General features: G+C 30.5%; 23 protein-coding genes. 8 read left to right on the plus strand and 15 right to left on the minus strand.

All coding sequences use genetic code 11. The features are described from left to right. Positions 1-23 precede the first annotated feature (23 nt). Positions 24-1,103: a sensor histidine kinase gene (locus tag H526_RS0101420; RefSeq protein WP_027391334.1), complete on the minus strand. Its 1,080-nt coding sequence runs from the start codon at positions 1,101-1,103 to the stop codon at positions 24-26. Then, positions 1,104-1,865: a LytR/AlgR family response regulator transcription factor gene (locus tag H526_RS0101425; RefSeq protein ID WP_051335921.1), complete on the minus strand. Its 762-nt coding sequence runs from the start codon at positions 1,863-1,865 to the stop codon at positions 1,104-1,106. Positions 1,866-2,092: 227 nt separating this feature from the next. On the opposite strand from H526_RS0101425, the gene H526_RS0101430 reads away from it, so the two are divergent. Continuing rightward, entirely contained in the window at positions 2,093-3,223 is a 1,131-nt protein-coding gene (locus H526_RS0101430) for a T9SS type A sorting domain-containing protein (RefSeq protein WP_027391336.1), read from the plus strand. A gap of 80 nt (positions 3,224-3,303) precedes the next feature. Here H526_RS0101430 and H526_RS0101435 read toward each other — a convergent pair whose 3' ends face one another. The 5 genes from H526_RS0101435 to H526_RS0101455 form a co-directional block, all read right to left on the minus strand. Then, positions 3,304-4,053 carry an SDR family NAD(P)-dependent oxidoreductase gene (locus tag H526_RS0101435; protein WP_027391337.1) on the minus strand — a complete coding sequence of 250 codons (750 nt, stop codon included), beginning with the start codon at positions 4,051-4,053 and terminating at the stop codon, positions 3,304-3,306. Between the two features lie 52 nt (positions 4,054-4,105). Continuing rightward, the gene (locus tag H526_RS0101440; RefSeq protein WP_027391338.1) at positions 4,106-4,687 is read right to left on the minus strand and encodes a TetR/AcrR family transcriptional regulator; all 582 of its coding nucleotides are present in this window, start codon (positions 4,685-4,687) and stop codon (positions 4,106-4,108) included. Between the two features lie 80 nt (positions 4,688-4,767). Continuing rightward, complete coding sequence (locus H526_RS0101445; RefSeq protein WP_081415523.1) at positions 4,768-5,295, minus strand: GNAT family N-acetyltransferase; 528 nt, start codon at positions 5,293-5,295, stop codon at positions 4,768-4,770. An 11-nt stretch (positions 5,296-5,306) separates the two neighbouring features. Continuing rightward, on the minus strand, positions 5,307-6,056 hold the full coding sequence (locus H526_RS0101450) for a C40 family peptidase (RefSeq protein ID WP_027391340.1): 750 nt from the start codon (positions 6,054-6,056) through the stop codon (positions 5,307-5,309). Between the two features lie 66 nt (positions 6,057-6,122). After that, complete coding sequence (locus H526_RS0101455; protein WP_027391341.1) at positions 6,123-7,301, minus strand: acetyl-CoA C-acyltransferase; 1,179 nt, start codon at positions 7,299-7,301, stop codon at positions 6,123-6,125. 179 nt (positions 7,302-7,480) lie between these two features. On the opposite strand from H526_RS0101455, the gene H526_RS0101460 reads away from it, so the two are divergent. The 3 genes from H526_RS0101460 (at position 7,481) to H526_RS0101470 (ending at position 10,612) form a co-directional block, all read left to right on the plus strand. Continuing rightward, the gene (locus H526_RS0101460) at positions 7,481-9,526 is read left to right on the plus strand and encodes an HD family phosphohydrolase (RefSeq protein ID WP_027391342.1); all 2,046 of its coding nucleotides are present in this window, start codon (positions 7,481-7,483) and stop codon (positions 9,524-9,526) included. A gap of 65 nt (positions 9,527-9,591) precedes the next feature. Further along, entirely contained in the window at positions 9,592-10,173 is a 582-nt protein-coding gene (locus tag H526_RS0101465) for a hypothetical protein (RefSeq protein ID WP_027391343.1), read from the plus strand. A gap of 199 nt (positions 10,174-10,372) precedes the next feature. Next, positions 10,373-10,612: a hypothetical protein gene (locus H526_RS0101470; RefSeq protein ID WP_027391344.1), complete on the plus strand. Its 240-nt coding sequence runs from the start codon at positions 10,373-10,375 to the stop codon at positions 10,610-10,612. Positions 10,613-10,677: 65 nt separating this feature from the next. On the opposite strand, the gene H526_RS0101475 is transcribed toward H526_RS0101470, so the two are convergent. From H526_RS0101475 to H526_RS0101510, 8 genes are all read right to left on the minus strand, one after another. Further along, positions 10,678-10,956 (minus strand): DUF3817 domain-containing protein, encoded by a 279-nt coding sequence (locus H526_RS0101475; protein ID WP_027391345.1) that lies wholly within the window; start codon positions 10,954-10,956, stop codon positions 10,678-10,680. Between the two features lie 62 nt (positions 10,957-11,018). Continuing rightward, positions 11,019-12,257 carry a mechanosensitive ion channel family protein gene (locus H526_RS0101480; protein WP_027391346.1) on the minus strand — a complete coding sequence of 413 codons (1,239 nt, stop codon included), beginning with the start codon at positions 12,255-12,257 and terminating at the stop codon, positions 11,019-11,021. Between the two features lie 67 nt (positions 12,258-12,324). Continuing rightward, positions 12,325-12,942 carry a YqaA family protein gene (locus H526_RS0101485; protein WP_027391347.1) on the minus strand — a complete coding sequence of 206 codons (618 nt, stop codon included), beginning with the start codon at positions 12,940-12,942 and terminating at the stop codon, positions 12,325-12,327. 235 nt (positions 12,943-13,177) lie between these two features. Next, entirely contained in the window at positions 13,178-13,540 is a 363-nt protein-coding gene (locus H526_RS0101490) for a hypothetical protein (RefSeq protein WP_027391348.1), read from the minus strand. A 368-nt stretch (positions 13,541-13,908) separates the two neighbouring features. Next, the gene (locus H526_RS0101495) at positions 13,909-14,790 is read right to left on the minus strand and encodes a GIN domain-containing protein (protein ID WP_027391349.1); all 882 of its coding nucleotides are present in this window, start codon (positions 14,788-14,790) and stop codon (positions 13,909-13,911) included. A gap of 11 nt (positions 14,791-14,801) precedes the next feature. Continuing rightward, positions 14,802-15,326 carry a DoxX family protein gene (locus tag H526_RS30530; protein WP_051335922.1) on the minus strand — a complete coding sequence of 175 codons (525 nt, stop codon included), beginning with the start codon at positions 15,324-15,326 and terminating at the stop codon, positions 14,802-14,804. 135 nt (positions 15,327-15,461) lie between these two features. Then, entirely contained in the window at positions 15,462-17,165 is a 1,704-nt protein-coding gene (locus H526_RS0101505) for an alpha-amylase family glycosyl hydrolase (protein ID WP_027391350.1), read from the minus strand. A gap of 156 nt (positions 17,166-17,321) precedes the next feature. Further along, positions 17,322-18,509, minus strand: a complete 1,188-nt coding sequence (locus H526_RS0101510; RefSeq protein ID WP_155839595.1) for a helix-turn-helix domain-containing protein — start codon at positions 18,507-18,509, stop codon at positions 17,322-17,324. A gap of 86 nt (positions 18,510-18,595) precedes the next feature. Here H526_RS0101510 and menA point away from each other — a divergent pair, with 86 nt between their 5' ends. The 4 genes from menA to H526_RS0101530 are packed head-to-tail and all read left to right on the plus strand — an operon-like array spanning position 18,596 to position 22,160. Next, positions 18,596-19,492 carry a 1,4-dihydroxy-2-naphthoate octaprenyltransferase gene (gene menA / locus H526_RS0101515; RefSeq protein ID WP_027391352.1) on the plus strand — a complete coding sequence of 299 codons (897 nt, stop codon included), beginning with the start codon at positions 18,596-18,598 and terminating at the stop codon, positions 19,490-19,492. A 30-nt stretch (positions 19,493-19,522) separates the two neighbouring features. Continuing rightward, positions 19,523-20,203 (plus strand): metal-dependent hydrolase, encoded by a 681-nt coding sequence (locus H526_RS0101520; RefSeq protein ID WP_027391353.1) that lies wholly within the window; start codon positions 19,523-19,525, stop codon positions 20,201-20,203. After that, the gene (locus H526_RS0101525; RefSeq protein ID WP_027391354.1) at positions 20,203-21,243 is read left to right on the plus strand and encodes an o-succinylbenzoate synthase; all 1,041 of its coding nucleotides are present in this window, start codon (positions 20,203-20,205) and stop codon (positions 21,241-21,243) included. Before H526_RS0101520 ends, H526_RS0101525 begins: the two co-directional genes overlap by 1 nt. Positions 21,244-21,254: 11 nt before the next feature. After that, the gene (locus H526_RS0101530) at positions 21,255-22,160 is read left to right on the plus strand and encodes a CPBP family intramembrane glutamic endopeptidase (protein ID WP_027391355.1); all 906 of its coding nucleotides are present in this window, start codon (positions 21,255-21,257) and stop codon (positions 22,158-22,160) included. The last annotated feature ends 44 nt before the right edge of the window (positions 22,161-22,204 follow it).

Consider the following 22,204-nt stretch of genomic DNA (forward strand, 5'->3'; position numbering starts at 1 on the left):
GTTGATCAGATATCGTTTAGTTTTTAGTATTCTATAGGTATTCTCATAATAGTTTCTACACCATTGTTATTTTTTAGATTTCTGAATGTGAAGTCAAAATTCTTATTATAAAGAGTAAATAACCTGTCTTTTATATTTTTAATGCCCATTCCCGAAGATTCTACATCTTTTATGATCTCTCCATTATTGGTAATGTTAATTAATAATTTATTATTCTTTTTTGAGATACTTAGCTTGACATTAAGGTTTTCTACAGTATAAGAATATCCATGTTTAAAGGAATTTTCAATAATAGGTTGAATAATCATACTTGGAATTAAAGTATCTTCTATATCTTCTTCTATTTGAATATCCATGGTTAAATGATCAGAAAATCGTATTCTCATAATATCGATATATTTATTTAATAATGATATCTCTTGATGTAAAGGAATTAAATTCTCATTTTTAATGATTAAAACTTCTCTTAATAAATCTCCTAAAAAAACAATCATATCCTGAGCTTTTTTTTGATCTTCTATGATTAAAGCAGAAATACTGTTAAGGGTGTTAAAAAGAAAATGAGGGTTTAGTTGAGATTTTAACGCTTCCATTTTAACATTAATAAGCTGTTCTGATAATTGTGCTTTTTGTACCTCCATTTTACTGGTTCTATTAATGTAATAATAAGAATAGATGATGCTTACAAAACCTACATACCCCAGAAAATCACGACCCGAAGAATGCACTAACTCAGATATGATTTCGCTTTTAGATAAGGAAATAGTACTATCTTCGGTAATTATTAAATAAATGACTCCTGATAAAGTAACAAGTAATCCATAAATCCATGATAATACGAAGTGGATGGGAATGATATATACCCATTTATAGTTTCGATTGATCATAATTTTTGTTACTATAAGAATAATGAAAACTATAGGAGTAATGATAATTGTTGTAGGGATTATTTGTTGAATGATTATGCGAAACCATTCGGTGTTTTCAATAGCTCTATCTTCAAGATAATTTAAAAAAAATTCTTGCAGTATCGTCACTGTTTTGTATCCACTGACGTACCCCATAAGGATTAAGAATAGTTTTTTATCTATTAATTTTCTCAATTACACTCCCATTTTGGTTAAAAACGTTTTTTTGTAACTCTTACTAATCCTAAATTGATTACTGTCTTTCATTTTTACATGAATCGCTCCATAGCCTGAGTTTATAAGTTCCTTTATGAAATCAATATTAATAATTGTGGATCGATGGATTCTTATAAAATGATCTGGATTTAACATATCAAGTAGGTTTTGTAGAGATTCCCTAAGGAGGTACTTTTTGTTTTCTGTATATATTTCTGCATAGTAGTTAGAAGCAGTTATATATGTAATTTCATTTAGAGGGATAAATATAGTTCTGTTTCTTAATGGGATAGGAAGTTTTTTGATGGGATTTTTATCCGCAACACGAACATGATTCATTAGGTTGTTTACCTTTTTTTGAAGCAGAGAAGTGTCTTTTTTATGAAAAGCCTCAATTGCTTTATTAACAGATATATAAAACCGACTTTCATTAAAGGGTTTTAATAAATAATCAAAAGCAAAAAAATTAAATGCTTTTAATGCATAAGCGTCAAAAGCCGTTACAAATATTATCATAGGAGCTTTTACTGAAATTTTCTCTAGAATATCAAAACCGGTCATGTCTTTTAGTTTTATATCTAAAAAAATAAGATTGGGTTTTAATGTGTCGATCATTAAAATAGCTTCCTTTCCAGTTTTGCATATACCAATGACATTAATCATGGGCTCCGTTCTAAGTAAGTTATTAATTAAGTTCCTTGCTAAAGGTTCATCATCAATAATTAATGCTGAAATTTTCATGTCCCCTATATATCTACATTTTTATTATGCGTTTATGGAACAATTTAGACAAAAAATGTATGTCAATCATTTATTAATTGCATTCACATCAAAATATGATGTATTCACTTCAAAAAAAAGGTGATCTACTTCAAAGTGGTGTAGAGATATTACAAAAACAAATAATTTTAAATTGAAATAACGAAAACACATCATCTATTTATTATTTAATTTAAAAGAACAAAAAAATGAGAAAACTTTATGTTTTAATACTAGTTATAGTATCATCGGTAGCTTATTGTCAAGAGGTAACTACAGTTTTAGATTCTCCTGATGCGATTGTAGATGATGCTTTGGCTATAGATTTCAGAGGTAATTTATATGGATCTAATTTTTTTGGAGATTCAGTCTATAAAATTGCACGATCAGGAGAGGTAAGTGTATTTGTATCCGGATTGGCTAATCCTAATGGATTAGCTTTTGATCGTCAGGGTAATCTTTTTATAGCAGAATTTAGTGCCTCCGTTATCCACAAATATGATAAGGAGGGGAATTTGTTAAAAAGTTTTCCTGTAGATGGAATACCTTCTGGAGTGATTCAGTCAAGGCATAGAAATTCGATTATTTTTACTGATGTACGTAATAATGGAATCAAAGAATTATTATCGGATGGAACAGTTAGGGTGTTGTATACTGGAGAACCGCTTAATGCCCCAGTGGGTTTAGCTTTTGATAGAAGAGGCATGCTATACATTGGAAACTTTAATGATCGAAAAATATATAAATTAAATACCAGAAGTGAAGAATTAGAATATATTGCTACAGTTCCTGATTCCGGTACAGATTTTCCTTTCTTAGGATTTATCACTTATGCAAATGGTTCACTTTTTGGTACCAATTATGGAGAACATAAAATTTATGAAATCAATCCTGAAAGAATTGATGACGTTTCCATTTTCGCAGGAAGTGTTAACGGGGCTATGGATGGAGATATTACCGAAGCTACCTTTTCTTATCCTGCAGGAATTACAGCTAATAGAACAGGAACTGCATTATATGTTTCTGAACTTAGTGGATTAGGGAATATAAGAAAGATATCAAGCAGACCCTATTTTCCTCGAGGTAATTTTAGTGTAGAAATATTACAAAATCCTGTAAAAGATATACTTGACCTTAAATTTAATTCAAAAAACGAAGGAATTATAAATATTCGAATTTATAGTCTGTTAAAAGGTGATTTGATTTTGGAAAGCCAGCAATTTATGGAAAAAGAAGTGTTTAAAACTCAGATTAATATAGAAGATTTTAGAAGAGGGGGATATATTTTAAGGGCAGAAAAGAACGGGAATATTAGAAGTAAAATTTTCATAAAAAATTAAAAATAAGACGAGTAGTTTATAAAATTGAAATAGGAATATGTCATAAAATAAAACATATTCCTATTTTTAATTTCAATATTCTAAATCTGACTTAACCCTCCATCAACTTCTAATTCTACACCGTTAATGTAAGAAGCATCGTCAGAAGCTAAAAATAGTGCAGACTTGGCAATTTCATCAGAGCTTCCGAAACGTCCTAAAGGAACTTGTTCAGCGAATCCTTTTCCCATTTCTTCTACAACATCTTCTGGTAATCCCATCTTGCCATAAAGAGGTGTTTCAATAGGTCCAGGAGCTATTGCATTTACTCTAATACCTCTTGATTTCACTTCGGATGTTAAAACTCTCTGATATGCACGTAATGCACCTTTTGATGCTGAATATATGCCTAATCCATCAAACCCTTTTTGATGAACAACAGAATTTGTAAATAGAATTGTCCCTCCATCATTGATATGAGGTAAAGCTTCTTTAGTAGCGATGATCGGACCTTTTACGTTTATATCAAAAATGTTGTTATAATGTTCTTCTGTAACATCAGTGGTTGGAGTAGGAGTTGCAATTCCAGCATTTAAAAATAATATATCAATTTTTCCATATTTGTTGGTTGCTTCTTCTATAAGCCTTTTATTATCTGCAGCGATACTAACATCCGCTTTGACCGTTATAAAGTCTCCTTTTAGTTCTTTCGCTACTTCGTCAAGAGCTTCTTGTCTTCTTCCAGAGACTACTACCTTGGCACCTTCTTGAAGATATAATTTAGCAGTAGCTAAACCAATTCCGCTATTAGCTCCTGTAATTACTGCTACTTTGTTGTTTAATTTACTCATGTTGTATGTGTTTTATTTGAAACAATCGTTTCAAATTAAGTTAAAAAAAATATTAATATAGTATTGTAAGTACCATTTTGATTAAATTTCTAAGCTCATTTTCATTCGAATTTAGGATTCCAGTCATTCTTAAGCCTTGGATGGATGAATATAAATATAAAGCATATTGTCCAGCAGTTTGTTTTTCGTTAAAAACTTTTTCCATTTGACCATTATGTACAACATCTTCTAAAAGTGCAATCATTTGTTCCTGATTTTGCTCCATAAAAGATTGTATTAAGGGTTCTTGATTGGACATTTCGGATTTACAATTCACGATTAAACAACCTTTGTGATCTTCGTCTTCCAATATATCTTTTAAATACCATTCGAAAATTGAGAGTATTGTATCAGAAGCGTTATGTGTATTTACTATTTCTTTACTCATATTCTTGTTACCTGCATTTTGGTAAAAAGAAAGTACTTGCATAAACATTCCTAATTTACTTCCAAAAGAATTATAGATACTTGATCGATTAAGATTGGTAGCATCCACCAAATCTTGCATAGAAGTTCCATTGTATCCCTTTTTATGGAATATTTCAGTTGCTTTTTGCAATACATTGGTTCTATCGAAAGTTTCTACTTTTGGCATACTTTAATGAAATGATCGTTTCAAAATTAATTATAACTTCATTATAATACTGTTATAAAAATACTAAATTTTAAAATTATTTATAAAACGAGTTTCATCATTATGTCCGTTTGCTTGTCGGTACCTAGCATAAAACTATGTTTGTCAAAGGTTTTGAACCCATTTCGCTCATAAAACCTTATAGCATCTGTGTTTTCGTCCCAAACTCCCAACCATATAAAATCTTTCTTCTGATGTTTTGCAATTAGGATAATAGTATCAAGCAATTGTTGTCCAATACCTTTACCTTGATACTCCTTTATAACATAAATACGTTCTATTTCTATTGATTCCCGTTTTATAAGTTCTGTTTGAGCTTTTCCTGTGTTCAATTTAAAATAACCAATAATTTCATCTTTGTATAATGTAAAGAAGAATTGAGATTCTGGATTAAGAACCTCACTTGTGATTTTTTCTAAAGTAAAACTTTGATTTAAGTAATAATCTATGTTTTCGGGAGTATTATGCGGAGGGCCAAAGGCATCATAAAAGGTTTGGCGACCAATTTCTAGAAGTTTACGACTATCCTTAGGGAGAACATTAATTATTTTTAGTTCTATAGGTGTCATTATTATAGATTTTAAACTATTCTTTTAATAACTCTTAATTTATGAGTGTATAATCTTTTTTCTCCATTAAAAATCCCAGTGTGATCTATACGATCCACGCGCACTTTACCGTGTGCGTGGATAATATAGTTATCTTTCATAATAATACCTACATGAGTAATTGCTCCTTCTTCATTATCAAAAAAGGCCAAATCACCAGGCTCACTTTCTTCTATAAAGCTTAAAGGATCTCCTTGTGTTGCTTGCAAAGAAGCATCACGTAATAATTTGTATCCATTTAATTTATAGACCATTTGTGTAAAACCACTACAGTCAATACCAAAATTGGTCTTACCACCCCATAGATAAGGAGCGTTTAGAAATAGGTAAGCAGTTTCTATCAGTTTTTCTTTAGATTGTATTTCTGTAATCCTATTACCATCATATTGATGTTTAAAAAAATCTAGTGCTCCTAAAGAGGATCCCAAAGCAATTGGCATTAATTGATTGTCTTCACAACTAACAAAGTCAATTAAGTCTGCACTGACATCTAACGATTTGGTGTTAAACTGTTTGTATTGATTCTCAGTGACTTCTATATATTGTTTATTATCGACCCACCCTTCATATGTATCAAATGCTAAACGGATTCGACTCCATTTTTTTCGTTTTTCTAAAACTTTAAAGTGTTCACCATACAGAACTTGTGATACCATTTCACTTGGATCATTAGGTTCAAAACGTAATGGCACAATACTAAGATTGCAAATACCGTAGAGCATGAATATTTATAGCTACTATATATTAAACATTTAATAAATTCGGATTGCTAATCCTTTTAATTTGTGTTATACACGTTCGATTACCATTGCAGAAGCTCCACCGCCTCCGTTGCAGATAGCTGCAGCTCCAGTTTTTGCATTATTTTGCTCTAGCACATTCATCAAAGTAATCAAGATACGAACACCTGAGCATCCTAGGGGATGTCCTAAGGACACAGCACCACCGTTGACATTTGTATTAGAATCATTTAATCCAAGAATTTTCATATTTGCTAGCCCAACTACAGAAAATGCTTCATTGAACTCAAAAAAGTCTACATCATCTAAAGAAATACCTGCTTTATCAATTGCTTTTGGTAAAGCTTTTGCTGGTGCTGTGGTAAACCATTTTGGTTCCTGCGCAGCATCTGCATAACTTTTAATTTTCACCAATGGTTTTAATCCTAGTTCAGCTGCTTTTTCTGCGCTCATTACTACGACAGCACCAGCACCATCATTTATAGTAGAAGCATTCGCTGCTGTCACTGTTCCTTCTTTTGTAAAAGCAGGACGCAATGCAGGAATTTTTTCCATTTTTACATTCTTGTATTCTTCATCTTCAGTAATCATAATAGGCTCACCTCGACGCTGAGGAACAGGTACTGGAACTATTTCATTCTCAAATTTACCTTCTGACCAAGCTTTAGCAGAACGTTCATAAGATTGAATGGCAAAGGCATCTTGATCTTCTCTACTAAAGTTATGTTCAGTAGCACATAAATCTGCACAAACCCCCATAGCATTTTGATCATATACATCAACTAAACCATCTCTTTGCATTCCATCTTCTAATGTTTGTGAACCAAATTTATGACCAGATCTAAGTCTTACATAGTGCGGAATTAAACTCATATTTTCCATTCCACCAGCAACTACAATATCTGCATCTCCCAATGCAATAGTTTGTGCGGCGTGCATTACAGCTTTCATTCCACTAGCACATACTTTATTAACAGTTGTACAAGGAACAGTATCATTAAGTCCAGCACCTAAAGCAGCTTGTCTTGCCGGAGCTTGTCCATTTCCTGCTTGTACTACATTTCCCATAAATACTTCTTGAACCAATGAAGGATCTAAGTTAATTTTATCTAATGCACCTTTAATTGCGATTGATCCCAATTGAGTAGCAGGAACAGTAGATAAACTACCTAAAAAACTACCTATTGGTGTACGTGCTGCTGATACTATTACAACGTCTTTGCTCATTATACTATATTTAATATGTGTGTTTGTTATTCTGCGAATTTAAGGATTTTTAGAGGATATACATAGCTAAGTTTTTGATTGAATTATTGATTATTAAATAGTATTGAAGTAGTATTTTTTAGACTTCTTCATACTGACTTATTTTTTAGTACTTTTGAGTTATATATACGAATATCCTTGTGAAGAATTTTTTAAATAATTTTTATAAAAATCAATCCTTTTTATATAAGGTTTTTCTTTTTGTAATTACATTAATACTTATCGTTTACTTATTTCCTAAAGGAGGTGTTTTTAAGTATGAATTTACTAAAGGTAAACCTTGGCAATATGAAAATTTATATGCTCCTTTTGATTTTGCTATAGCAAAGACGGAAGACGAAATTATTGCGGAGAAAAAAAGAATTGAGGATAATATCATTCCTTATTTTGAGTATGATACTATCGTATCAAACTTGGCTAAAGATAGATATGAAGCAGCTTTTAAAAGTAATCTAGAAGTATTAGATCAAAGTAGTTCTGGAAAGCAAGCAAAACTTTTTGGTAGAATTATTCTTAATGATATTTATCGATATGGTGTATTACAAGAGGCATATAGTTATGAAAATAAACGACAAATATTTCTTAATAAAGGTAACAAAGCAGAAGCTATTACTTTTGGACAAATATTAACTCCAAATCAAGTAACAACGCTTATTAACTCAAGAATAGATAAGAGTGAGTATACTAAGTTTAAAAGTGGTTTTGTTGCATTGTTTTATGATCTAATTAAGCCAAACGTTACCCTTAATCAAAAATTAACTGAGAGTACCCTCGAAAATGAATTGTCGCAAGTTCTCACAACAAGAGGTAGTGTTTCTAAAGGTAGTAGAATTATAGCAAAAGGAGAAGTTGTAGAAGGCAATCGATTACAAATATTAACATCGCTAAAAGCTGAATATGAATCTCAGGTTTGGAGTGACAAGAATTTTTATTGGATTGTTTTTGGATATGGTATTTTAGTGGCTTTGGCGCTCTTAATGTTATTACTTTTTATTAGAAAATATCGAAGAGATATCTATGATAATAATACCCAGGTAACATTTATAGCGTTCAATGTTTTATTAATGGTATTGATAACTACATTGGTAGTAAAATATAAATCGGATTATATTTATATAGTACCATTATGTATTTTGCCATTAATTCTAAAAGCATTTTTTGACTCGAGACTTGGGTTATTTACACATGTTGTAACTGTATTGATTTTAGGTTTTGTTGTACCCAATAGTTATGAGTATACTTTTTTGCAGATTATTGCTGGAATCGTTACTATACTAACTATTTCGGAGTCTTATAAAAGGGCAAATTTGTTTATTACCGTTGGACAAATTACCGCTATTTATATTGTAGCATATATCGCCTTTCATATTATTCATGAAGGGAGTATTAGTGATATTGATTGGACAACTATAGGATTGTTTGTTATAAGTGGTTTTGCAACGTTAATTGTACATCCATTAATTTACGCTTATGAGAAAATGTTTGGTTTGATCTCTGATGTTTCTCTTTTAGAACTGAGTGATACCAATTCATCTCTATTAAAAGAATTATCGGATAAAGCTCCTGGAACATTTCATCATTCGCTTAATGTTGCAAATATTGCCGAGGCTGCTGCTAATGAGATAGGAGCAAATGTAATGCTTGTTAGGGTAGGAGCTCTTTATCACGATATAGGTAAAATGGCCAATCCTACTTTTTTTACGGAAAACCAAACAGCATCAGGAAATGCACACGACGTTTTATCTCCTAAAGAAAGTGCTAAGATTATTATAAATCATGTAATTCGTGGTATCGAAATAGCAAAGAAAAACAAGCTTCCTGATCGAGTGATTGATTTTATAAGAACACATCACGGAACAAGTACTGTTTACTATTTTTATATGAAAGCTAAGGAGATTAATGAAAATGTTAATATAGAAGATTTTCAATATCCTGGTCCAAAACCATTTTCTAAAGAAACGGCTATTTTAATGATGAGCGATAGTGTTGAAGCAGCTTCTAAAAGTTTAAAAAACCCTACCAGTAGTTTAATAGATTCTTTTGTAGAAAAAATCGTTAATAAGCAAATGGAAGATGGGCAATTTCTTAATGCAAATATTACTTTTAAAGAAATTCAACAGGTAAAAAAAGTATTCAAACGTAAGCTTACTAATATTTATCATCTCCGAATCGAATATCCCGAATAATATTTTAAGATTGGTATGTTATTTGATAAGATAGCTAGTAACATAAACCATCTTAAAAATTTACTATGAAATCTTTCAGAAACTTTGTCATTCTAGTATGTTTACTACTAGGTCTTAAATCACATGGTCAAGTTAGGATAGGAGGAGATGTTTCTATTGACATAAGTATAAATATTCCAGTTCCTGATATTGTAATAGAACAAAGAAAAAATACAAGAGTTGATACAAAACCCTCTGCTCCTGTTATACATAATTGTGATCACTTATGTACGCATAATGAAAATGTAAGTTATGGAGAAATTCAAAATCAAAATGGTCCTTTTGGTCGTCAAATATATCAAGTAACTCGTGCAAGATTAGAATCTAATCCTGTTGGTTCAGAAAGTGTTATTTATTTTTTAGATTCTGGAGATGTATTAGAATTAATAATTGTAGCTGCTAATCTTCAAGATTTCAATTACCATACCTATGAAGATAATTGTGATTGTTCACAGCAAAATAGAATATTGGAAGTACTATTAAATAATCAACAAATACAGTTAAGAGATGGAAGTTTATCATTACAACCAAAAAGAAATGGTTTTCACTCTGTTATAAATTTGCATACTGAATTTGAAGGAGATTTTAACGGAACAGTTAATTTTTAGACTAGTATTTTTCATCCATCCAGAAAGTTATAAGGAGTAGTGCTAAAAGAAATATTGGCTTTTATTATTTTTAACAAAATATATAGTAACATACTTTAAAGTTTTGATATTAATTATAGAGGAGCGCAAAATTTTGCACTTATACAAGGGTAGAAGTTATTGTGCTATTAATATTTTTAAAACCTAAAATTTTATTATTATGTTACACAAATTTTTGAAATTAGATTTTGCTGAAAAGATTTCTAAGAACGAACAAAAAGCTATTAATGGAGGAATGCGTACATTAACCAGTATATGTTTTGGTACAGGAACTGGAGGAGGCTCTAGTGTAGGGTTTTCTCAAGCCTGTGTTGGTAGAACAGAAGATACTGATTGTATTATTAACGGATATCAGGCTTCTTGTGCAGGCAATGGAAGTGGAGATTTTTGGTATTTGTAAACAATATCAAATGTAAGTGTAAGAGTTTTTCAGTGATGAAAAGCTCTTTTTTTATTAAAAGCGTTTTACTTCTTTGATAAATATTTACCATCCATCCAGAAAGTACCAAAAGGAATTATAGAACATAAGAGTACAATTGCCAAAGTCTTAATATTCCATTTTCTTTCTGCTTTAATTAAAAAAGCAAAAACGATATAAATCAAAAACAGAAAACCATGAGCCATACCGATTACCTTATTTGGTTCTGGAGACGCAAATAAATATTTTAAAGGCATTGTAATAAATAAGATGAGTAGATATGAAATTCCTTCTAAGTAACTGATTATTCTGAAAGCACCAACCATATGTATTATTTAAAATTGAATGCAAATTTAACGCTCAAAAGGCATTAAATCTTACTTATTATCTATTTTTTATGATTAAAATCTAATTCGAATATTTCTAAATCAAAATAGGAGATAGTAGATAGTAAGTGATCAAAAATATCTGCCACTATTTTTTCATAGTTTTTCCAGATTTTATCATTACTAAATGCATAGATTTCTAAAGGAATACCTTGCGAAGTAGGAGCTAGTTGTCTACTCATTATGGTCATATTACTATTTACATAAGGGTGATTTTCTAGATATGATTCTACATAACGTCTAAAAACCCCCATATTAGATAGATTTCTACCGTTTACTAGAACTTCTTTATTTATTTGATTATCTGTGTTATAAAATTCTATCTTGTTTTGTGAATCTTCTAAGTAATCTGTAATAAGTTCTATTTTTTTTAAGCGATCTATGTCATTTTTAGATAGAAACTTAATACTCGAAGCTTTTATAAGAAGTGCTCTTTTAATTCTTCTTCCTCCCGAATCCATCATTCCTCTCCAATTTCTAAATGATTCAGAAGTTAGGTGGTATGTTGGTATTGTAGTGATCGTTTTATCAAAATTTTGAACCTTAACAGAAGATAAATTAATTTCTACTACATCTCCATCGGCACCGTATTTATCCATAGTAATCCAGTCTCCAATTCTTACGGTATCATTAACTGCGACCTGTATACTAGCTACAAAACCTAAAATTGTGTCTTTAAAAATTAATAGAATTACTGCTGACATCGCACCAAGAGCAGTAAGAAAAGTCCAGATAGATTTTCCTGTGACTGACGAAAAGATAAAAATTCCACCGATAGCCCAAACTATGATCATAAATACTTGAACATAACTATCTATGGGTTTATCCTTAAAGGATTCTAAAGATTTTAAAAAATCTCTAAAGGTTCTAAGTACACTTCTTACAATCCATATAGTTAGAGCAATGACTAAAATATCAAAAAGAATCTCTAAGTAACCTTCTGTAGTAGGAAAAGCGATAAATAATTGTGGAAATATCCAAATACTTATGGATAACGGTACTATATGAGATAAATAATCAAAAGTCTTATTCTTTACTAAATAATCATCAAAAGTGTTTCGTGATTTAGAAGCATAACTTTTAAAAAGATTAAGTATTACTTTTCTTATAATTCGATCGATAAGAAAAAGTACGATGAGTAAAATAAATGTTCCTATAAGAACATTTAAATATTCTGCTATGTTTTCTGAAATACCATATGAAACTAATAGTTTATAAAAGTATCGGATTAATTCTTCCATAAAAGAGAATTACAAAATGGTTTTTGATGATTGTTTTAATCGATAATAATATTTACTCGATAAAGTGTTATACCAGATTAAAAATTGCAGCTGCATATAAATAAAATCTAACAAACCTTAACAACCCAAATAGTAAATAGCTAGTAAAGGAATATCTAATCATTCCTGCAGCAATACTTGTTATAGAAAAGGGTATTGGTAATAATGCACCTACTACAATTAAAAAACCTCCCCATTTTCGAGTATTTTTTATGTGTTTTGCCATTTTTACTTCTAGATATTCGTGAACCGAAGGGATCTTAGTTATTGATTTTCCTATAAAATATGAAATAACACCTCCTAGATATGACAATAGAGCTAATATGGATAAATACAATATGGGACTACTCGCTTTATCACTCCAAGCGATAAAAATTTCTGGAGGTATAAGACCTAAAAGAGATTCTGAAGCGAAAAACACACTAAAAACTATATAGTCAGAGTAGTTTTTCGTTACATATAATAAAAGATCGTTAATGTTTATAACAAAGTAATTAACGATTAATAATCCAGCAATAAACAATAGAATGGGAGGTAGTGCCTTTTTAAGACTGGTACCTAAAAACTTATAAAAACCAGTATAACTGTAATACTGATGCAATAACTGCAATCTTGTTTTCTTAACAGATCGGGGATTCATTTTCATAACAATTTTTCCTCAAGGGGACAAAAGTAATATTTAATTGATTTTTTGACGTTTATAAAATCATAAAATTTGTCGATAAAATGTTATTATCATTACAACTTTTTATTTTTTGTCTAAATGATTGGTTGTTAACGAAAAAAGTATTTAGTTTAGTATATGTTTTTGAATAAAAAAGACCTTGATTTTTCAAGGTCTTTTTTTATTTATATATAAGATACTTTAATGGATATCTATTTTAGGCATTTAAGGCATCTCTATAATCAGCCAAATCCATTACATTCATTTTGTTTTTCAGATCTTTCAATAATGAAATAAGATACATAAGACTTTCTACTGGATTTACGTCTTTATCTGTTTCTACTGGAGTTTCATTTTCTTCAATAGGCTCATCATCAGGAATTGGGATTAAGAAACTATCATTTTCTTCTATATGTTCGTAGGTAAGTCTTAAAACCTTAACCACTAAAGGTACTTGTTGTTCTAAAGCAAAAGTTCTTAGGGTTTTAAGATCTTCAATTAGTGTGTCTGTGTTGATACCAGATTGTCCTAGATCAGTCAGAATTTTGTCTATTAATTTGAGTGCCTTTTTATTTTCCAAGGATGATAAAATTAGTATGGTTTAAAAAAATGATTCTGGCAAATTTAACCCTTTATATAAATCTTTAAAATCTTTTAAAACAAATAAATTTATTTTTTAGTGTTAAAAAATAAATCTCTAATTATTATAATAAAAAAAAGAGAGGAATATTCCCCTTAATGTATTGATAGGTAACTGTTTATTCTTTAGAAAACCTTTGTATGCTTGTATTCCGGCTAAAGTTTGAGGTTTAACCGTAACCAAAATTCCTTAATCCTCTTTATCTTTGAAAAGTATTCCAATTACAATTTTTCCCTTACTTTTTTTGTTTTCCCCAACACTTACCTCCTTGAATACAGGAGGTAAGTTCTTCTTGGGGTATTTCGTAATTAAAACAGTGTTACAATTTTATTTTTATCTTCTTTTTTTATCGTTATTAATAATTTTCTTTTTCCAAGCTTATTCACCTTATATACTTTAGTTCCAGTTGTCCAATTTTCTTTTCTTATTGCTTGCGGCATCATGGGAAATCCATAACTAAATTTAGATCCATCAGGTTTCGGTCCTATTACTAAAAAATGATTTCTGCTTAGAGAGTTGTTTTTTATTTTGAATTTAATGTATTCGGTAAGATTGTTTTTTGTTTTATTATTTCTATTTCTATTTTTTTTGGCGTCACCTTTGATTTTTTTTGGCGTATTTAAGATATCTAGTTTTGCATTTTTAGATAGTTTGGCATCAATTTCATTGAGTACCCGAACATTTGCTGATCCCCAACTCCATATATCTATTCTAGCATTTTCTGCAGTTAAATTTGACGCATCTATCGAAGCAACTTCTGCTGCAATACGTAATTCCTTTGTTTTTCCTTCTAAAACTATTTTACCTATAGGTGCGACAACCTGAATATAATCATTATCTAGGTTAATAATTTTTGTAGAATCGTGAGTTCCACTTTCTACTTTTTTTATGTTAGGTGCTCCAATGATAATCTTTACATTTTTAGAGGGTTGTATCCATTCTTTTTGATCTAAGTATAAGGTTCCACCTACTACTTCTTTATCAATGTATTCGAAAAGGTTCGTATCGGTGGTGATAATAAGGGTCTCTTTTTTAGAATTGTCTATGATTACTTGTGCGTAAAAATTAATTTTTACAGACTCTATATTTTTTACATTAAAGGTTTTGGTTTCTATTTTTTTGCTTCCTTTTATTTGTCCAATCGTTGTTAAACTGAATAATAATAGTATAGTATTTATAAATGCTTTCATGGTTTTGTGTTTTAAATTGATTTTGGAATTACATTTTCGTTTGATATTAAATGTTTCGTTTTTGATAATAAATAATCAATTCCGAACCTTCCTGAACCTAGTAGTAGATTATAGATGGAAATCCATAAGAAACCCATCGCTGGTAACATACCCCAAATCCCATTATCCCATTTTTGAAAAAATATTGCGACCAACATTGTGCACATTATAAATAAAGAAGCAATTCTAGTTTTTAAACCCAATGTAAGAAATACTCCACCAATGGCTTCGCTAGCTGCTCCCATCCAAGCAAAGAAAACTGGAAACAAAGCAAAAACGCCTCCGTATTCTGCAATATCTTGGGGGAACCAATCTACTACTTCTAGAAAACCTAAATCTGGTGAACCTTTAGGACTCCAGGGTACTCCAAATTTACTCCCACCAAAATTTACTGCAAGAAAGTATCCACATAATATTCTCGGAAGAGCAAATACTAAATCAAAAAACCAATACGCCATTGTTATTGGAGTTATTATCATTTTAATTACATTTTTCATGATTGAATTTGTTTTAGATGTTTGATAATCCAAATGTCTAATTTCAATACGATTCTGGCGCCCCAAAACGAAATAGGACGGCTCAAATCATAATTTGAGCCGTCCTATTTAACGTGAGTCGATATGTAATTTCGATTATTTTTTCGCCTCTAGTAATACAATTTCATAATCAGATTTTATGGTAACATTTCCATCTTTTACAGTAGCTTCTATTCCTGAATACGTATCCGTTAAAGCTGTACCATCTTTAAAAATTGAATTAACTTTTATTGTTTTTGTTCCTTTTCGTTGATTTAATCCTATTACAACTCCATCAACGTTGCCATCTTTAGTATATTTTCTCGAAAAAACATAAGGCGTTTCTTGTATCATTTTATGTTTTCCTGCACCAATAGACGGATGATCTTTTCTGAACTTACCAAGTTTTTGCCAGTGTAGTAATAATGATTTTGTTTCTTCTTTTTCCAAATCTTCCCAATTCATATTTGATCTTAAAGTAGCATCACCCTCGGTTCCTTCTATGATTAAAGATCTACCAGTTTCATCACCGTAGTAAACTTGAGAGATTCCTGGAGTTAATAATAACTTAGTAGCAGATTCAAAAGTTTTCTTTCTTTCTTTATCAAATGGGTCTCCGTCATCGTGAGAACTGATATAGTTCATAACACTTTTTCCTATAAGACCTGTTTGTAGTGCAGTACTATATTTACTATACAGTTTCTCATAATTTAGTCGTTTAGCATCGTATTTAAATTGAAAATTGATAAGATTATCAAACCCATTTGCAAAATAATCTACTTTACGATCTCCGAAATCATAAAATCGTTTTCCATCGATACCATACCCATATAATTCTCCTAAAACATAAAATTCATTATTGTCAAGTACTTTACCAGGATGATTTTTCTTCCATTCTGCAAATGCTATTTTGGCTTGTTCTGCTAGTACTCCCCAAACACCTTCTTCTACATGTTTAACTGTATCTACGCGATATCCGTCAATTCCAAGTTCCCTAACATAATCAGTTAACCATTTAATGATATAGTTTTTGGGAGATTTTTTTAAACCAGTTTTTGCAAAAAAGATTTCTAATTCATCCATTTCTGCTTCTAATCTTCCTTCTTCTTTCCATTTGTTAATTAACGCTTCGGGTAGTTTTACCTCATCATTATTTTCGGTTTTTACATCAGGAAGATTTTTTACCAATGTACATTTTACTGCTGTTTCATAATCTTTATAGGAACATTGCGGTCCTGTACGAACCCAATCATCTGACCATTTAGGGTCTTTATCTGTTACAGGACCTGTATGGTTTATAACCACATCCATCAAGATTCTAATTCCATTTTGATGTGCTACATCTACTAATTTCTTAAGATCATCATAAGTCCCAAAATTTGGATCTATAGAGGTCCAATCTTTTGCCCAGTATCCATGAAAAGCATAAGTGTTACCTGTTCCTTCATCTACACTGTCATGAATTTGCTCTACTAAAGGGTTTACCCAAAGAGCATTAATTCCAAGTTTTTCGAAGTAGCCGTCTTCAATTTTCTGAATTATTCCTTTTATATCACCACCTTCAAAACCACGAAGAACACCTGTTTCTTTTGATCGATCTAAAACCTTGTCATTAGAAACATCTCCATTTTTAAACCTGTCCGCTAATAAAAAATATACATTGGCGCCTTCCCAAACAAAGGGTATATTATCCGCTGTAACTGTTGTTGCTGTTTTCGATTCTAAATTTGCTTTTTCTTCTGAATTTGGTTTAGTTTCATTTTTGCAAGAGATAAGAATGCTAAATAAAAGTAAAATGCTAGTTGTTAATAAATGTTTCATGCGTTTGTTTTTGTGCTTCAAAACAATAATTTTCTCAATAAAGAGTACTAATTAAGTATCGAAACGGTAATAAATACTGGTTGAAGTTGCTAATCTATAAAATTGTGTATAAAAAATACAGTTTGATTAATTGTGAAATTCATAAAAATGATATAGTTACGCTTTATTTTGGGAAGCAGAATATTGTGAAGGAGATGTATTTGTCAATTTCTTGAATACTCTATTAAAGGTTGCTTTGCTATTAAACCCGCACTCATAAGCGATTCCTAACAACGATAATTGTTGTTGCTTACCTTCTTTAAGCATTTTTTGTACTTCTTTTACTCGGTATGAATTTACAAAATCATTAAAGTTTTTATCAAAACCAGAATTAATAGTCTCAGAAATAACAGATGCTGGTATTTTGAGCATCTGTGATAGTTGAGTAAGGTTAAGATCTGGGTTAAGAAACGGTTTTTCCTCTGCCATAAATTCCTTTATTTTTTTCTTATTTCTAATAACATCACTACTTAATTCAGTTGATAACGTAGAAGTTGTTTCTTTTACCGATACAGAAAAATTTAAATTATTCAACTTACTAGTATCTGTAAAATATCCTTTTATACCAATATATATAATTGCTACAGCTGTAAAAAAATGATACCACCAACGTTGCGTCCAATGAAGTTCAGTAATAACGGATCCGATAACTCCCTGAAATAAACTATATAAAAAAAGAAAGGAGTAAATAAAAAGAAAGTTCCTAATCCAGTTCAATTCTAGACTATACGTGTTAGAAAAAAAATGTTGAATTTTTTTTCGGTATACATAATATAACTGAATAGTAAATGCTAGATACAGAAGCATCTGAAGGTTTTCTACAACCCCAATAAGGGGTCCAACATATTTTTCGTCCAAAAAAACTTTGAGATAACCATTCTGTGTATCCTCAAAACCTGGTTGCGCAGCATCATAAATGAAAATAGATATTTTGTATACTATATATAAACAAACAGGAATGAAATGTAAGAAGTCTTTTTTTCTAAATTTGAAATTAGAAGTGGTAATTGATTTTATGTAAAAGTATAGTAAAGGACCAATTGCCAATGATAATGCTATGAGCCAATAATTAATCTTGGTATTTCGAAATGTGTCATACCAGTCCATAAAACCAATAGTATAAGAAGTTCTATGATAGCCAGTAATAAAAATTAATAAAGAAAGTATTAAAGCGGATATATGTTTTTTTTTGAAATATCTTACCAATAAAAGAAAAGCAAAAATAAATGCTTGCAGAACCAATAGTAGCAAAGGTGTACTATATAGATTAAATGAAGGGAATTCTAACGGCAACGGAATTGACATAATGCTAATTTAAATAATTCACAGAATTATTTTTTATTTTTTATTTAATTAAAATACTGTTCCTTTGACTATCAATTAAGATTATAATGACCAAATTTAAAGCTTGGATCTCTGCCGCAAGGCTTCGTACATTACCATTGTCAGTATCAGGAATTATAGTTGGATCAGCATTAGCTGGTGGTTTTGGGGTTTCTATTATTTTTTGGTTAGCGATTGCGACCACCTTAGGATTACAAGTCCTTTCTAATTTTGCAAATGATTATGGTGATGGTGTAAAAGGTACTGATAACGAGGATAGAGTAGGACCTCAGCGAGCGCTACAAAGTGGAGCTATATCAGATAAAGAAATGTTTGTAGGTATCGTTCTTACTTCGATTATAACCTTATTTCTAGCTATATTTCTTATTTACGTGTCCTTTGGAAAGGAATATTTCTTTTATTCGATATTCTTTTTTCTTTTAGGCATTGCAGCTATAGCGGCAGCAATAAAATATACCATGGGTAATTCTGCATATGGATATCGCGGATTGGGGGATGTTTTTGTATTTATTTTTTTTGGATTGGTTAGTGTTGTAGGGTGTTATTTCTTATTTACAAAAGACTTAAATGGATTAATTTTTCTTCCAGCTACCGCAATCGGATTATTAAGTTCAGCAGTGCTAAATCTCAATAATATGAGAGATCATGATAGTGATAAAAAATCTAAAAAGAATACTCTAGTGGTTAAATTAGGTATTGCCAAAGCTAAAATGTATCATTACTTTTTAATTCTGGGAGCGATTTTCAGTATGTTAGTTTATCTTATTTATACCTATAAGAATTATTTTAACTTACTGTTTCTAATAGTTTTGATACCCTTATTAATTCATTTGAATAAAGTTATAAAAACAAAGGATACCAAAAACTTAGATCCAGAATTAAAAAAAGTGGCACTATCCACATTTTTTCTGGCTATATTATTTAGTTTAGGGCAGATTTTATAACTTTCCATTACCATTTTAAAACCTTACACAATGAAAATTACTTTTTTTGGGCAGAATACGTTATTGCTGGAAATCAATGAAGTTAAAGTTTTAGTTGACCCCTTTATTTCTGGTAATCCTATGGCTAAAGACAAAATAAAAATTACAGATTTTAAAGTTGATTATATATTACTAACACATGCACATCAAGATCATACATTAGATGCAGAAGCCATTGCAAAGCATAGTAATGCGATTATAGTATCTAATTATGAAATTGCAATGTATTATCAGGATAAAGGTATAGAAGTACATCCGATGAATCACGGAGGTAACTGGGAATTTAGTTTTGGAAAAGTAAAATATGTAAATGCAATACATACGAGTAGTTTTCCTGATGGAACTTATGGTGGTCAACCTGGAGGTTTTGTAATACAAGCAGAGTCTGCGAATGTTTACATCGCTGGAGATACTGCTTTAACCATGGATATGAAGTTAATTCCGCTAACAACAAAATTAGATTTAGCTATTTTACCTATAGGTGATAATTTTACTATGGGAATTGATGATGCTATTATTGCTAGTGATTTTGTGGAATGTGATAAGGTTCTTGGAGTTCATTATGATACTTTTGGATATATAGAAATTGATCATGAGGATGCTAAAAGAAAGTTTAGAGCCAAAGACAAGGATCTTATTTTATTAGATGTAGGGCAGCGTATAGAATTATAATGAAAGCAATCTATCATAAGCATATTTTAGAATTTAAAAGACCAAGTGGAACTTCCAGAGGAGTTCTTAAGACTAAAGAAACTTGGTATATCGTAATTACTTCTAATGGTAAACAAGGTATTGGTGAGTGTGGTATTCTAAGAACGTTAAGTATTGATGATCGACCTGATTATGAAGAAAAACTTAAATGGACTTGTAATAATATTCATTTAGGTGTTGAGCAACTTTGGGAAGAACTCAAAGAATTTCCTAGTATTCAATTTGGTGTAGAAATGGCTTTTAAATCTTTACATAGTGAGTCACCATTTTTGTTATTTCCATCAGAATTTACGGAAGGAATAGATTCGATCCCAATTAATGGATTGATATGGATGGGAGAGAAGGAGTTTATGAAAAATCAGATAATAGATAAGCTAAATCAAGGTTTTGATTGTATTAAAATGAAGATAGGTGCTATTGATTTTGAAGCAGAATTAGAATTGTTATCATATATAAGATCCCAGTTTTCTGAAGAAATAATTGAGTTAAGAGTTGATGCTAATGGAGCGTTTAGCCCAAATGAAGCTTTAGATAAGTTAATAAAGTTGCATAGTTTTGGATTGCACAGTATAGAGCAACCGATAAGGCAAGGGCAATTCGATTATATGATGAATTTGTGCAAAAGATCACCTTTGCCCATAGCTCTAGATGAAGAATTAATTGGTGTTTTTAGTGTAACGGAAAAGAGAAAATTACTACTAACAATAAGACCTCAATACATTATTTTAAAACCAAGTTTAATAGGAGGTTTTAAAGGAACCCAGGAGTGGATCGATATTGCCGAAGAATTAGGAATAAGATGGTGGATTACGAGTGCTTTGGAAAGTAATATAGGATTAAGTGCTATAGCACAATATACCTATACATTACAAAGTAAGATGCCGCAGGGATTAGGAACAGGAAGTTTGTATACCAATAATATAGAAGCTCCCTTGTTAGTAGATACAGGTAGTTTAAAATATCAACAAAATAAGAAATGGGTAGTTTCTTATTTAAATTAAATAATTTATAGATGTATATAGAGCAAGGAAGAAAAGGGAAATTAGGAATGTGGAAATATTTGCCTGTTCCAATCGGTTTTCTCGGTTTAATTCTTTTTAATTTGATGTTTACTCAGGGAGTTGATATTGATCCACTTATGGCTGAGCAGATAGAAACTTTAGGGAAACCACTATTTTTTCTTATTTCTGTAGGACCTTTTGTTATTTTTTTAGCGGGATTACTTTTTTGGGTAAAGGTAGTGCATCAACAAAGTATAACGTCTTTAACTACATCTAGAAAAAAGATAGATTGGAAACGAGTTCTTTTTATGTTTACACTCATAACACTCTATATTTTAATTACTACTGGAGTTTTATATTATTTATATCCAGAAGATTTTCAGCTTAATTTTGAATTAGATGCTTTTATTACTTTGGCTATAATGGCAATTATTATTATTCCGATGCAAACGAGTTTCGAAGAATATTTGTTTAGAGGTCATATGATGCAGGGATTAGGTTTAGCTACAAAAACTAGATGGATTCCACTGATTGTTACCTCTGTAATATTTGGTGCAATGCATTTTGGTAATCCAGAAGTAGCTAAGATTGGTCCTCATATTATGGTTTACTATATAGGGACAGGTCTATTTTTAGGTATTATTACTTTAATGGATGAAGGTTTAGAGCTAGCATTAGGTTTTCATGCAGCGAATAATTTAATAACGGCACTTTTAGTAACATCTTCTTGGACAGCTTTTCAAACAGATTCTATTTTATTGTATACAGGAGAACCCGAGACAGGATTGGAAATATTGATTCCGGTTTTCGTAGTGTTTCCAATTTATATTTTAATTCTTTGGAAAAAATATAAATGGTCAGGATGGAGAGATAAACTATTTGGAAAAGTTAAACCAGAAATTCAAATGGAAAAATAACAAATTATTAATATATAATTTACGTAATCATAACCAACGAATAT

It is taken from the genome of Aquimarina latercula DSM 2041 (assembly GCF_000430645.1).
GTDB classification, from domain to species: Bacteria; Bacteroidota; Bacteroidia; order Flavobacteriales; family Flavobacteriaceae; genus Aquimarina; species Aquimarina latercula.

Bases quoted from the DNA above. Each gene is read 5' to 3' on its own strand.
- H526_RS0101425 (WP_051335921.1), bottom strand. From the start codon at position 1,865: ATGAAAATTTCAGCATTAATTATTGATGATGAACCTTTAGCAAGGAAC.
- H526_RS0101430 (WP_027391336.1), top strand. From the start codon at position 2,093: ATGAGAAAACTTTATGTTTTAATACTAGTTATAGTATCATCGGTAGCT.
- H526_RS0101435 (WP_027391337.1), bottom strand. From the start codon at position 4,053: ATGAGTAAATTAAACAACAAAGTAGCAGTAATTACAGGAGCTAATAGC.
- H526_RS0101440 (WP_027391338.1), bottom strand. From the start codon at position 4,687: ATGCCAAAAGTAGAAACTTTCGATAGAACCAATGTATTGCAAAAAGCA.
- H526_RS0101445 (WP_081415523.1), bottom strand. From the start codon at position 5,295: ATGACACCTATAGAACTAAAAATAATTAATGTTCTCCCTAAGGATAGT.
- H526_RS0101450 (WP_027391340.1), bottom strand. From the start codon at position 6,056: ATGCTCTACGGTATTTGCAATCTTAGTATTGTGCCATTACGTTTTGAA.
- H526_RS0101455 (WP_027391341.1), bottom strand. From the start codon at position 7,301: ATGAGCAAAGACGTTGTAATAGTATCAGCAGCACGTACACCAATAGGT.
- H526_RS0101465 (WP_027391343.1), top strand. From the start codon at position 9,592: ATGAAATCTTTCAGAAACTTTGTCATTCTAGTATGTTTACTACTAGGT.
- H526_RS0101470 (WP_027391344.1), top strand. From the start codon at position 10,373: ATGTTACACAAATTTTTGAAATTAGATTTTGCTGAAAAGATTTCTAAG.
- H526_RS0101475 (WP_027391345.1), bottom strand. From the start codon at position 10,956: ATGGTTGGTGCTTTCAGAATAATCAGTTACTTAGAAGGAATTTCATAT.
- H526_RS0101480 (WP_027391346.1), bottom strand. From the start codon at position 12,257: ATGGAAGAATTAATCCGATACTTTTATAAACTATTAGTTTCATATGGT.
- H526_RS0101485 (WP_027391347.1), bottom strand. From the start codon at position 12,942: ATGAAAATGAATCCCCGATCTGTTAAGAAAACAAGATTGCAGTTATTG.
- H526_RS0101495 (WP_027391349.1), bottom strand. From the start codon at position 14,790: ATGAAAGCATTTATAAATACTATACTATTATTATTCAGTTTAACAACG.
- H526_RS30530 (WP_051335922.1), bottom strand. From the start codon at position 15,326: ATGAAAAATGTAATTAAAATGATAATAACTCCAATAACAATGGCGTAT.
- H526_RS0101505 (WP_027391350.1), bottom strand. From the start codon at position 17,165: ATGAAACATTTATTAACAACTAGCATTTTACTTTTATTTAGCATTCTT.
- H526_RS0101510 (WP_155839595.1), bottom strand. From the start codon at position 18,509: ATGTCAATTCCGTTGCCGTTAGAATTCCCTTCATTTAATCTATATAGT.
- menA (WP_027391352.1), top strand. From the start codon at position 18,596: ATGACCAAATTTAAAGCTTGGATCTCTGCCGCAAGGCTTCGTACATTA.
- H526_RS0101520 (WP_027391353.1), top strand. From the start codon at position 19,523: ATGAAAATTACTTTTTTTGGGCAGAATACGTTATTGCTGGAAATCAAT.
- H526_RS0101525 (WP_027391354.1), top strand. From the start codon at position 20,203: ATGAAAGCAATCTATCATAAGCATATTTTAGAATTTAAAAGACCAAGT.
- H526_RS0101530 (WP_027391355.1), top strand. From the start codon at position 21,255: ATGTATATAGAGCAAGGAAGAAAAGGGAAATTAGGAATGTGGAAATAT.